The sequence below is a fragment of the Aeromicrobium sp. 636 genome (assembly GCF_024433585.1).
GTDB classification, from domain to species: domain Bacteria; phylum Actinomycetota; class Actinomycetes; order Propionibacteriales; family Nocardioidaceae; genus Aeromicrobium; species Aeromicrobium senzhongii.
In genome coordinates this window covers 588881-600577 of record NZ_WNJU01000002.1, presented here as the reverse complement: position 1 = coordinate 600577, position 11697 = coordinate 588881, and the positions used below count along the sequence as shown (strand labels likewise).

The following is an 11697-nucleotide window of genomic DNA, read 5'->3' as shown; positions in this document are numbered from 1 at the left end:
ATTCAGGAGACCGCGACCGGGAAGCGATCCCAGACGCGGTGCGAGGCCATCAGCTCCTGCACCTGCGTGAACACGGACGCGGCGTCGTCACCGGTGACGACTCCGGGCAACTGACCGGAGTAACCGGCGGCCTCGAGCGCCGCCGTGCCGTCACCCCAGGCGCCGATGACCTTCGCGTGACGCCACACCTCGTCCAGCAGCAGCTGGACGCGCGGGTCGAGCGCGGGGCCGCTCGGGGCACCGCCCTTGTCGTCGCGCGACCCGTGCGAGTCGGGCGCCGGCACCGGGCGGCCGGCCAGCAGCAGGACGTCGAACTCGACCGAGCGAGCCGTCGCGAACGTGCGCTGGACCTCGATGCCACCCACCGTGCCGCCGTGCGGCCCGATGATCAACGGGACCATCCCGGCGGCGAAGATCGTCGACTTCAGCGCCTCGACCCCGCCGAGCTCACCGTCCTCGTCGACGACGATGCCGACCATGCGGCCGTCGGCCGGCCACGTGCCACCGACCTGCGAGAGCGCCGGGCTCGGCACCTCCTCGGTCAGCGGGACCGTCGGCTCCGGGGCCGGCAGGCCCAGCGAGGTCGCGACCTCGCTGCACAGCACCGGATCGATGTTGGCCAGGCACTGCAGCTGACGTGCCTTGATCGTGTTGTCGTAGCACTTGCCGAGCTCGAACGAGTACGCCCGGATGATGTGCTCCTTCTCGACCGGGCTCATGCTGGCCCAGAACAGCCGCACCTGGCTGAAGTGATCGTCGAAGGTGGCCGGGTTCTCGCGTACCTTGGTCGACTCCGCGACCCGCACGGGCAGGTCCTCGAACGCGCGGTCGTCGGCACCGGCGAAGAAGGGGCAGCCGCCGTCGAGCGTGTTCGGCTTGTACGGCGCCACACCCGCGTGGTCGGCGTGCTGGTGGTACCCGTCGCGCAACATGTCGTTGACCGGCGCGTGCGGCCGGTTGATCGGAATCTGGTTGTAGTTGGGTCCGCCCAGCCGCGTGAGCTGCGTGTCGATGTACGAGAACAGACGGGCCTGCAACAGCGGGTCGTCCGTGACGTCGATGCCCGGGGGCAGGTGTCCGGGGTGGAACGCGACCTGCTCGACCTCGGCGAAGAAGTTCGTCGGGTTGCCGTTGAGCGTCAGGCGGCCGATCGGCTGCACCGGTGCCAGCTCCTCGGGCACGATCTTCGTCGGGTCGAGCAGATCGATGCCCGCGAACTCCTGCTCCGGGTTGTCCTCGAAGACCTGGATGCCCAGCTCCCACTCGGGGAACGCTCCGGACTCGATCGCGTCGAAGAGGTCGCGACGGTGGAAGTCCGGGTCGATGCCGTTGATCAGCTGCGCCTCCTCCCACGTCAGGGAGTGCACACCGAGCTTCGGCTTCCAGTGGAACTTGACCAGGGACGTCGCGCCCTCCGCGTTGATCATGCGGAAGGTGTGGACGCCGAAGCCCTCCATCATGCGGTACGAGCGCGGGATGCCGCGGTCGGACATGTTCCACATGGTGTGGTGCTGTGCCTCGGTGTGCAGCGAGACGAAGTCCCAGAAGGTGTCGTGCGCGCTCTGGGCCTGGGGGATCTCGCGGTCAGGGTGCGGCTTGCCGGCGTGGATCACGTCGGGGAACTTGATGCCGTCCTGGATGAAGAAGACCGGGATGTTGTTCGCGACCAGGTCGAACGTGCCCTCGGGGGTGTAGAACTTCGTGGCGAAGCCACGGGTGTCGCGCACGGTGTCGGCCGAGCCTCGCGAGCCCAGCACGGTCGAGAACCGCGTGAACACCGGTGTGGTGACGCCCTTTTGCAGGAAGCCGGCGTGCGTGACGTCGGCGGCGGTGCCGTAACCCTCGAAGACGCCGTGGACACCCGAACCACGAGCATGCACGACGCGCTCGGGGATGCGCTCGTGGTCGAAGTGCGTGATCTTCTCGCGGAAGTGGTGATCCTGCATGAGGATCGGCCCGCGCGGTCCCGCCTTGAGCGAGTGGTCGCTGTCGCGCACGCGCGCGCCCGTCGACGTGGTCAGGTACGCCCCCTGCTGGGTGCGGGCGTTCTCGTCGGTACCTGCGGGGGCGCCGGTGGCGGTGCGCATGTCCGGGCTGCTCTGGTCGGGCTTCGGCGGCAGCGGCTCACGCGGCTCCGTCGGCTCCTCGAAACTGGCCGGCTCGGCGCCGGGGCGGCCGGGAGGCTCGGGCGTCGCCATCTCGGCGGCCTTGTCCATCGCCTTCTCGGCCGTGCTCTCGACGGCGTCCTTGATGTTCTTTGCTGCCTTGCTGGGATCCATGGACCGATTGCTCCTCAAGATTGGTTGAACCAACCTCAGGTACCCGTTCGGCGGCTATTCATGCGCCCGCGCCCGAATCATCGATCCGTGGCCGGGTACCTCCCTCACAGAAGGAGGGATCACATGACCCACGACCCGAACGATTCCCAGGACAAGGACAAGGACGAGAACGAGGAGTCCGGCACCGTCAGCGAGAGCTCGGCGGATCCCACTCCCCCCGCGACCGATGCCACGACGTCCGAGGACGTCCACGACACCCCGCAGTCGCCGACGCGACCCGACGTCGCCGACCAGTAGGCGGCCGGCGGGCCGGACGCCTCACGCCAGGGCGAGGAAGAGCTTCTCCATCTTCTTGGCGTCGACGCTGTCCGGTCCGCCCTCGACGAGGCACTTCTGCAGGCCCGTCGCCACGAGCGCGTAGCCGCCGCGGCCGATTGCCTTGTTGACCGCCGCCAGCTGGGTCAGGGCGTCCTCACAATCCGCGCCCTCCTCGAGCATCCGGATCACCGACGCCAGGTGCCCGTTCGCCCGCTTGAGTCGCAGGGTGATGGCCTTGACCTCGTCGGGTTCCAGTTGCATCGGTCGTTCCTTCTTCGCTCGGTTTTGTATCCCCCCGGGGGGTTCTGTTATCGTACAGCACGTATCCCCCCTGGGGGTTGTTTGACACGAATCGAGAGAACCATGACCGACTCACCCACGACGGGCTCCTCCCACGGCAAGGCCGTGCTGCGCGAGCTCTCGCCCCAGCACCGTGCCCTGCGCAAGGCGATCCCCGACGTCTACAAGGGCTTCGCCGAGCTGTCGGGCGCCGCGTTCGCCGACGGCGAGCTGGACCGCAAGACCAAGGAGCTCATCGCGCTGGCGATCGGCGTCGTCGAGGGCTGCGACGGGTGCATCGCCTCGCACGGCCAGTCCGCCGCGCGCGCCGGCGCCACCCGCCAGGAGGCTGCCGAGGCCATCGGGGTCACCTTCCTCATGCACGGGGGTCCCGCGACGGTCCACGGCGCTCGGGCCTACGAGGCGTTCTGCGAGTTCGCGGACGCCATCGACGCGAACGAGGCGACCGTTTGATGTGCCGAGCCACCCCCTGCAAGACGTGCGGCAAGACCACCTGGGCCGGCTGCGGCAACCACGTCGCCGCCGTCAAGGCCACGGTTCCGGCCGCCCAGTGGTGCGGCGGCCACGAGGACCCGAACAACGACTCCTGGCTGCGGCGGCTGTTGGGGCGTTGATCGCAGTGCCGGCCGGGCCGCGCGCGGGTACCTTGGGCCAGTGCAACGCGTAGGTATCGAGGAAGAGCTGTTCGTCGTCGACGCCGAGGGCCGGCTGGTCCCGGAGTCCGACGCAGTGGTGCGAGCGCACCGCCGGCTCGATCCCGGCGAGGAGATGGACCACGAGCTGTTCCTGCAACAGGTCGAGATCCAGACCGACGCCCACGACGATCCCGGCACCCTGCGCGACGACCTGCTCATGCAGCGCTCCTCGGCGGCTGCGGCGGCACGTGCCGCGGGCTTCGGGCTCGCGGCCGTGCCGGTCGACGTGCTCGGCGGCAGTGAACCCCAGCCCACACCCGGCTCCCGGTACGCACGCATGATCGCGCGCTACGGCGAGATCGCGCGCAACGGCATGACGTGCGGCATGCACGTCCACGTCGAGGTGCCCGACCGCGACGCCGTGCGCGTCATCGACAGTCTGCGGCCGTGGACTCCGCTGCTGACGGCCCTGTCCGCGAACGCTCCGTTCTTCCACGGCCGGGACACGTCGCATGCCAGTTGGCGCGGGCACCTGTGGGACACCTGGCCGACCGCGGGCCCGGTCGAGGCGTTCGGCGACCACGAGACGTACCGCGCGATGGTGGACGGCTGGATCGCCTCCGGTGCCGCGATCGACGAGCACATGGTCTACCTGGACGCCCGGCCGGCCGAGAACTTCCCGACGGTCGAGGTGCGCGTGGCCGACGTCTGCACCGAGGTCGAGGACGCGCTCCTGGTCGCGGAGGTGACCCGCGCGCTCGTCACCACGGTCCTGTCGGAGCACCACGAGCCCGGGACGTGGCGCCTCGAGACGCTCAAGGCGGCTCGGTGGCGGGCCCGCCACGACGGCCTGGGCGGAGCGCTGCTCGATCCCGCCACCGGCACGTTCGTGGCGGCCGAACAGGCGCTCGAGTCGCTGCTCAAGACCCTGGGCGGCGCCCTCGACGAGGCCGGCACGACCGCGGTCGTGACCGACGGCGTCCACCGCCTCCTCACCGAGGGGAACGGGGCCGTCCGCCAGCGCTCCGTCGCCGGTGAGCAGCACGACCTGGTCGCCGTCATGGCCGACCTGGTCCAGCGCACCGACCCGCAGCACTGACGGACGGACGAATCGTCAGGGCTTGAACAGCACCTTGACCGTGTTGTCGGTCTTGGCCTGGAAGTTCTTGTAGACCTCGGGAGCCTGGTCCAGCGGCACGCGATGGGTCGCGAAGTCGCCCAGGCCCAGCGGGTCGGACGAATCCTCGGCGATCGGCTTCACGTCGTCGACCCAGCGCTTCACATTGGCCTGGCCCATCTTCAGCGTCACCTGCTTGTCGAACAGGACCTGCAGCGGGACGGGGTCGACCGTGCCGGCGTAGACGCCGATCAGCGAGATCGTGCCGCCGCGACGGACCGCGTCGACCGCCAGGTTGAAGGCGCTCATCCGGTCGATGCTCGCGGTCGTCATCGCCTTGCGGGCCAGGAAGTCCGGCAGCAGGCCGACGGCGTTCTGCGCGATCGTGGCGACGGGCGAGCCGTGCGCCTCCATGCCGACCGCCTCGATGACGCCGTCGGCGCCACGGCCGCCGGTGGCCTCGCGCACGACCTGGGCGACGTCGACCTTCGTGACGTCGTAGACCTCGGCCCCGCGGGCGGCGGCGCGCGCCATCCGCTCAGGCACGAGATCCACGGCGATGACGCGAATGCCCTCGAGCAGCGCCAACCGCACGGCCATGTCGCCGATCGGACCGAGGCCGATCACCAGGAGCGTGTCGCCCTCGCCGACCTGGGCGTACCGCAGCGACTGGTACGCCGTGGGCAGCACGTCGGACAGGTACACGAAGTGCTCGTCGGTGAGGTCGGACTCGATCTTGATGGGCCCGTAGTCGGCGTGCGGCACGCGCAGGAGCTCGGCCTGGCCGCCCGGGACGGCGCCGTACAGGCTGCTGAAGCCGAACAGTGCCGCGCCCATGCCCTGGTCGCGCACCTGCGTCGTCTCGCACTGCGTCTGCAGGTCGTGGTCACACATCCAGCACGAGCCGCAGGCGATCTGGAAGGGGACGACGACGCGGTCGCCGACCTGCAGGTCGCTCACGCCCTTGCCGACCTCGACGACCCGCCCCATGGGCTCGTGGCCCAGGATGTCGCCCGGTGTCATGAACGGTCCGAGCACCTCGTACAGGTGCAGGTCCGACCCGCACAGCCCCGACGTCGTCACCTCGATGATCGCGTCGGTGTCCTGTTGGATCGTCGGATCCGGCACCTCCTCGACTCGTACGTCGCGCTTGCCCTGCCAGGTCACGGCCTTCATCTATCCACCTTTTTTCGTCGAGAACGTCGGTCTCCCGGAGGTACCCATCACCGGCGGGCCTACACGGGGGCTCCCGCCGCGAGGCGTCGGCCCGAGGCGATCGGCAGCAGGCTCACGAGGAGCACTGCACCGATGAGGCCGAGACTGATCGGCCAGTTCACCGCCGGCACGACGGTGCCCAGCAGGCCGTAGGCCGCGCCGACGAGCGACGGCAGGACACAGGCCACCCCGATCACGATCGCGGTGAGTGCCACGACCATCGACTCCGTCGCGATCATCGCCAGCAGCTGCGATCGGGTGGCCCCGGTGCGTCGCAGCAGCCGGAACTCGGCCGCGCGACCGGCGGTGAGCATGACCAACGTGTTCGCCGCGACGAGCCCGCTGAACGCGAGCAGCACCAGCAGCAGCACGTCGGACAGTCGCTGGCCGTCCGCACCGGCCTCCGTGGCGCCCTGGACGTGGTCGTCGACGCTCGTGGCCACGAGGCCCTGCCGTTCCAGCGCGGCGGTGACGTCGCTCCCGGCTCCGTCGACGGACAGCACCGTCACGGGTGAGGCGGCGAGGCCCTCGATCGCGGCCGGGGCCACGATGAAGTCGCCGAAGCCCAGGCCACGGTCGTAGACGGCGACGATCGTCGCCCGCACCTCGTCGCGGGCCATCCGCAGGTCGACGGTGTCCCCCACACCCTTGAGCCCGCCGATCAGCGCGTCGCGGCTGACGGCGATCGTGGCGGCACCCGTGAGGTCGTCCAACGAGCCCTCGCGCACCACCGGGTCGACGAGCTCGGTGTCCCCGCCCAACGCGAGGACGCTCGAGGACTCCCACGCGAGGAATCCCGGCGTGCCCTCGTCGTCGTCGGTCTTCACGTCCACGGGCACGCGCGTCATCGTCGCGACCGCGTCCACGCCCGGAGTCCGGGCGACGGCAGCCGAGTCCTCGGGGCCCGACTGCTCGATCACGAGATCGGCCGAGAGCCCGTCGCGCAGCTGCTCGCCCGCGGCCTGCGTGGCCGTCATCGCGAAGCCGGTCTGCACGCCGCCGAGGGCCACGAGCAGTGCCAGCGGCACGACCGCGGTCGTCAGCCGACGCGAGAAGCCGCGCGCGTTGAGCAGCGCGAGGGTCGGCGCCGCTCCGGCCCGTCCGCCGACGAGGCTCAGGGTGCGGCTCGCGACGGTGTGCACGAGACGCGATCCGGCGACAGCCACCGCGCCGAGGAGCAGCAGTGCCGACGTGGAACCCAGGGCGCTGGCGAGGGTGCCCGCGACCACGAACGGCACGCCGGCCACCACCAGTCCCGAGACGAGCAGGACACCGGCGACGATCCGCCGGGTCCGGCCGAGGCCGGGTGACTCGACACCGGCCTGACGCACGGCGCTCGCGGCCCCGTCCGCCACCTGACGTGACGCCAGCAGTCCGGCGGCCAACGCCGCGGGAACCAGCAGCAGGACCGTCGCGACGGGTGCCGCCAGGGAGAAGCCCAACTCGAACCCGGCGGGCACGATGCCGCTGGAGACCACCAGGTCGGTCAGCCTCGGAGCGGCCAGCAGGCCGGGAACAGCGCCGACCGGGACCGCGACGGCGGTCACGAGCAGCACCTCCGCCACGACCATCGACCGCACCTGACCGGGTGTCGCGCCGATCGTGCGCAGGAGGGCGAACTGGCGGCGCCGTTGCCGCAGCGACTGCCCGAACGTCGACGCCACGAGGAACAGCGCGATCAGGACGGTCGTCCCGGCGAAGGACGTCGCGAGGGCGAGCAGCTCGCCCGCGCCCGGCTCCACCGCGCCCTGACTGCGACGGATCCCCGCCTCCACCCAGGCACCGGTGGCCGTGAGCAACGCGGAGGCCAGCACGACCACGGCGAAACTGCCGGCGATGCTGGCCCGGTGGACGCGCGCCGCGGCGCGGGCCGAGGACCACACGATGCTCATCGGGCCAGCTCCAGCATGCGAGCCGCGACCTGCTCGGCCGTCGGGGCCACGAGCCGGTCTGTGAACCGCCCGTCGGCCAGGAACAGCACCTGGTCGGCGACCGCCGCGACCTTCGGGTCGTGGGTCACCAGCAGCACCGTCTGGGCCAACTCGCGCGCCGACGTCACCAGCACGTCCAGCACCTGCTCGGCCGTCCGCGAGTCGAGGGCTCCGGTCGGCTCGTCCGCGCACACGATCGTCGGTCGCGTCACCAGCGCCCGCGCGATGGCCACGCGCTGCGCCTGACCTCCGGACAGCTCACCGGGAAGCCGCCGCTCCATGCCCTCGAGACCGACGGAGGCGATCAGCTCGGCCCGCCACGCAGGGTCGGGTCGACGACCGGCCAGCAGCAGCGGCAGGTCGATGTTCTCGGCGACGGTGAGGTGCTCGATGAGGTTGTACGCCTGGGCGACGAAACCGATGCGGTCACGGCGCAGACGGGTGACCGCGTCCCTCGACAGCGAGCCCAGGTCGACGCCGCCGACGAGGACGTGGCCGCTGGTGGGCGTGTCCAGTCCGGCAGCGGTGTGCAGGAAGGTCGACTTGCCCGAGCCCGAGGGGCCCATGACCGCGGTGAACGAGCCCGGCGCCAGGGCCACCGAGACCCCCTGCAGGGCCGAGACGGTCGAGTTGCCGTCGGGATAGGTCTTGTCGACGTGGACGAACCGCACGGCGGTGTCCGATGGTGTGGTGAGCGGCGCGGTGGTCATCGCGGTCCCCTTGCGTGTCGCCGGACCCGGGTGGTCCGTGCACGTCTCACGCTAGGAACTCCGGCGCTGCCGATCGAGCCGCTTCGGGAGGTGATCGCGAGGTTGCATCCTTCGATGCAAGCCGGGTCTCAGCCGCCGCGCGGGCCGGACGGATCGACCCTCACAATGCGGTTCTGATAGGCCCAGACCACCGCCTGCAGCCGCGATCGGACCCCGAGCTTGGGCATCATCCGCGCCAGGTGCGACTTCACGGTCGAGACCTCGAGCACGAGCTCGCGGGCGATCTCCTCGTTCGACATCCCCTCGGCCAGCAGCATGAGGATCTCGAGCTCGCGCGGGGTCAGCAGGTCGTCGGCGCGATCGGCCGTCACCGGCTGCAGCCGTCGACGGCTGTTGAACTCGGCGATGATGCGGACCGTGAGCGTCTCGTCGATGGTGCCGTGCCCCTCGGCGACCCGGCGCACCGCGCGCACGATGATCTCGGGCTCGGCGTCCTTGAGCAGGAAGCCGGCTGCGCCCGCCTCGAGCGCCCCGAACACGTAGTCGTCGAGGTCGAAGGTCGTGAGGATGACGACCGGGACCTCCGGGTCGGCGTCGGGACCGGAGAGCTCGCGGGTCACGCTGACGCCGTCGAGGCCGGGCATCCGGATGTCCAGGCAGGCCACGTCGGGACGCAGCGACCGAGCCAGGTCGAGCGCCTCGCGGCCGTCGGACGCGACACCCACGACCTCGATGTCGGGCTCGGCCCCGAGCAGGGCCGACAGTCCCGCCCGCACGAGCGGCTGGTCGTCGGCGATGAGGACCCGGATCATGCGTGCTCCCCTCCGGTCGATGCCGCGCCCGGTTCGCGCGACAACGTCATGCGTACCCGCCAGCCGCCGTCGACTGACGGGCCGTACTCCAACTGCGCCCCGACGAGATCGGCGCGCTCCTGCATCCCGCGCAGGCCGAAGCCACCGCTGGATCCACTCGGGGCCACGGTCGAGGGCGCGTTGTCGACGGTCACGACGAGACGGTCGGCGGCTCGGTCGTCGACCTCGACCCGGCACCGCGCCCCGGGCGCGTGGGACCGTGCGTTCGCGAGCGCCTCCTGCACCATCCGGTAGGCGGCCAACTGGGCCAGAGGGCCGACCCCGGCGGCCGTCGGCAGCTGGTCCGAGCCGCGGAGCGTGACGAACTCGACCCCTCCGGGCGCCGCGCCGGCCTGCTCGACCAGCCCGGTGAGGCTCTCGATGCACTCGACCGAGGTGCGGGCGACGTCGTCGTCGCGCAGCAGGCCCACGAGGCGACGCAGGTCGTCGAGGATCTCCCGGCTCTGTCCGCGGACCTCGCGCACGGCGGCCCGGGCCGCCTGCGGATCGGTCTCGATCTGCCGGTCGACCGCGGCCAGCATCACGGCGATCCCCGAGAGGTGGTGGGCGGCGATGTCGTGCAGCTCGCGGGCCATCCCCGTGCGCTCGCGGGCGATCGCGGCCTCCAGTCGGGCCTCGTGCTCGCGGACGATCGCCTCAGCCTCGTTGCGCTGGGCACGGGCGGCGGCGCGCCGTGAGGACAGGAAGGACGCCACGGCAACGGGCGCACCGACGACGAGGGCAGCCTGCGCGAGACCCTCGACGACCAGGGCCACGGGCGCATCGGCGCCGGCACCTGCGCCGATCACCGCCACCGCCACGAGGGCCGCCGACCCGAGCAGCGGCCACCGCAGCCGGGCCACGGAGCCCACCGAGACGGCGCGGTAGACCGCCACGACGACGGCGAGCGACGTCAGTCCCGGGGCGGTCTCCCCGGCGACCAGGGAGACGCCGCAGCCGATCGCCGCCACCAGCGGCGCCGTGAGGGCCGGCCGTTCCCGCGCCATGAGCAGCGCGGCGGCCTGGGCCGAGAGACCGAGCAGCAGCACCCACCAGCGCGCGTCGTCCGGGCGGGGGACGTCGCCCAGGCCCTCGCTGTCGAGGGCCGCCACGACGGGCAGCGCCACCAGACCGGCGACCGCGACCAGCCAGGTGACGCCGGCGACGGCGGCATCGACGGCGCGCGGCGTCAGGGTCTGGCTCACCGGGACATCGTCGCATCGACCTGCCCGTCAACCCCCGCGGCGGGGTAGGTCAGCCCCTCCCCCGCGATGCGGGCCCCGGCCGAGGGCTCGTGCCGCTGGCGACGGCCGTCGGGCATCACGTGCTCGACGGGCAGGTTATGGACCAGCATCGCCACGTCCGAGACGAGTCGCCGGTGGCACCGCCACCAGACGAACTCCGAGCACATGACGGCGACGCGTGATCGTCCGGCGAGATCGACGAGCTCGGTCATCGCGCCCTGGAACTCCGTCGTCCGGGTGTGCGCGGCGTAGGCCCGGAACCTCGAGGGGCAGGAAGACCTCGAGGGACTCACGCGAGAGCTCGGGGTTGCGCCGACTGCCGGGGAACCGGCGGACGTCGACCAGCGTCTGCACGCCGGCATCGCGCAGTCGAGCGGCCAGTTCGGCACGCGTGGACGTGCCATGACCGATCGTGAGCAACGGGCCCGCAGCGCTGGTCACGCCGCGGGCCCGTCACCGGGGGGAAGATCCACCGAGCTCAGCGACGCGCGGTACGACCGGTGGTGCGACCGAGCTCGCGCGCCTCACGGCTGAGCAGCACGCCCAGGCCGACCATCGCGACGGCCAGCACGAAGTGCAGCCAGTCGTCCGCCGTGTTCAGCGGGACGAAGTTGGCCTCATGGTGCTTGTCGATGAACAGGCCGTAGAGCCACAGCAGCGCGTAGACGACGCCGCCGCCGATGAGGTACGCCCGAGCGGTGCTCCACGCACGTGCCAGAGCCAGTCCGGCGATGCCGAACAGCAGGTGGACGATGTTGTGCAGGATCGACACCTGGAAGATCCCGAGCAGCATGGCCTCGGACTCGTGGCCTGCGAACTTCATCGTGTCGTAGTCGCTGGTGATGCCCGGGATGAAGCCCAGGATCCCCACCACCAGGAAAACGGCGCCGAACACTGTCGCGGCGGTCTGCATCTTGGTGGCGGTCATGGATGAGGGTGTTGCCATGATCTTCCTTCCGTTGTTGGGACGAGTCACGGGTACCCGCGACCCCCGGAATCATGCGGTTTTTTGAACAAGTTCCACCGAGCGAGCGCTCACCCCCACACCCCCGTGTAAAAGGGCGGACGCGGGGTACTCGTGGGGCAGACGAGGAGGC

The 11697-nt window shown here is 71.1% G+C and carries 12 protein-coding genes and 1 pseudogene; 4 read left to right on the top strand and 9 right to left on the bottom strand.

Annotation, left to right across the window (positions count from 1 at the left end):
• Positions 1 to 2: 2 nt before the first annotated feature.
• A complete protein-coding gene (locus tag GL325_RS09560) occupies positions 3 to 2279 on the bottom strand; it encodes a catalase (protein WP_187769389.1) in 2277 nt (758 codons plus the stop codon).
• A gap of 123 nt (positions 2280 to 2402) precedes the next feature.
• Between GL325_RS09560 and GL325_RS09555 the strand changes: the two genes are divergently transcribed.
• Positions 2403 to 2576: a hypothetical protein gene (locus GL325_RS09555; RefSeq protein ID WP_154596847.1), complete on the top strand. Its 174-nt coding sequence runs from the start codon at positions 2403 to 2405 to the stop codon at positions 2574 to 2576.
• 21 nt (positions 2577 to 2597) lie between these two features.
• Here the strand turns inward: GL325_RS09555 and GL325_RS09550 are convergent, their stop codons facing one another.
• A complete protein-coding gene (locus GL325_RS09550) occupies positions 2598 to 2858 on the bottom strand; it encodes a metal-sensitive transcriptional regulator (RefSeq protein WP_154596846.1) in 261 nt (86 codons plus the stop codon).
• Between the two features lie 102 nt (positions 2859 to 2960).
• Here GL325_RS09550 and GL325_RS09545 point away from each other — a divergent pair, with 102 nt between their 5' ends.
• The 3 genes from GL325_RS09545 to GL325_RS09535 are packed head-to-tail and all read left to right on the top strand — an operon-like array spanning position 2961 to position 4631.
• Entirely contained in the window at positions 2961 to 3350 is a 390-nt protein-coding gene (locus GL325_RS09545) for a carboxymuconolactone decarboxylase family protein (RefSeq protein ID WP_154596845.1), read from the top strand.
• Positions 3350 to 3511 (top strand): hypothetical protein, encoded by a 162-nt coding sequence (locus GL325_RS09540; RefSeq protein WP_187411465.1) that lies wholly within the window; start codon positions 3350 to 3352, stop codon positions 3509 to 3511. The genes GL325_RS09545 and GL325_RS09540 overlap by 1 nt, the downstream gene beginning before the upstream one ends.
• A 40-nt stretch (positions 3512 to 3551) precedes the next feature.
• Positions 3552 to 4631, top strand: a complete 1080-nt coding sequence (locus tag GL325_RS09535) for a glutamate--cysteine ligase (protein WP_187769388.1) — start codon at positions 3552 to 3554, stop codon at positions 4629 to 4631.
• Between the two features lie 15 nt (positions 4632 to 4646).
• Here the strand turns inward: GL325_RS09535 and GL325_RS09530 are convergent, their stop codons facing one another.
• From GL325_RS09530 to GL325_RS09500, 7 genes and pseudogenes are all read right to left on the bottom strand, one after another.
• Complete coding sequence (locus GL325_RS09530) at positions 4647 to 5825, bottom strand: alcohol dehydrogenase catalytic domain-containing protein (RefSeq protein WP_154596843.1); 1179 nt, start codon at positions 5823 to 5825, stop codon at positions 4647 to 4649.
• Between the two features lie 59 nt (positions 5826 to 5884).
• On the bottom strand, positions 5885 to 7756 hold the full coding sequence (locus GL325_RS09525; RefSeq protein ID WP_187769387.1) for an FtsX-like permease family protein: 1872 nt from the start codon (positions 7754 to 7756) through the stop codon (positions 5885 to 5887).
• Positions 7753 to 8505: an ABC transporter ATP-binding protein gene (locus GL325_RS09520; protein ID WP_187769386.1), complete on the bottom strand. Its 753-nt coding sequence runs from the start codon at positions 8503 to 8505 to the stop codon at positions 7753 to 7755. The genes GL325_RS09525 and GL325_RS09520 overlap by 4 nt, the downstream gene beginning before the upstream one ends.
• 128 nt (positions 8506 to 8633) lie before the next feature.
• Positions 8634 to 9317 carry a response regulator transcription factor gene (locus GL325_RS09515; protein ID WP_154596840.1) on the bottom strand — a complete coding sequence of 228 codons (684 nt, stop codon included), beginning with the start codon at positions 9315 to 9317 and terminating at the stop codon, positions 8634 to 8636.
• Positions 9314 to 10561: a histidine kinase gene (locus tag GL325_RS15990; protein ID WP_187769385.1), complete on the bottom strand. Its 1248-nt coding sequence runs from the start codon at positions 10559 to 10561 to the stop codon at positions 9314 to 9316. Before GL325_RS15990 ends, GL325_RS09515 begins: the two co-directional genes overlap by 4 nt.
• Positions 10558 to 10954 (bottom strand): annotated as a pseudogene (locus tag GL325_RS09505) (DUF488 family protein). The gene GL325_RS15990 and the pseudogene GL325_RS09505 overlap by 4 nt, the downstream one beginning before the upstream one ends.
• Before the next feature lie 124 nt (positions 10955 to 11078).
• Positions 11079 to 11528, bottom strand: coding sequence for a DUF4383 domain-containing protein (locus GL325_RS09500; protein ID WP_187769384.1), 450 nt, complete (start codon positions 11526 to 11528; stop codon positions 11079 to 11081).
• Positions 11529 to 11697 lie beyond the last annotated feature (169 nt).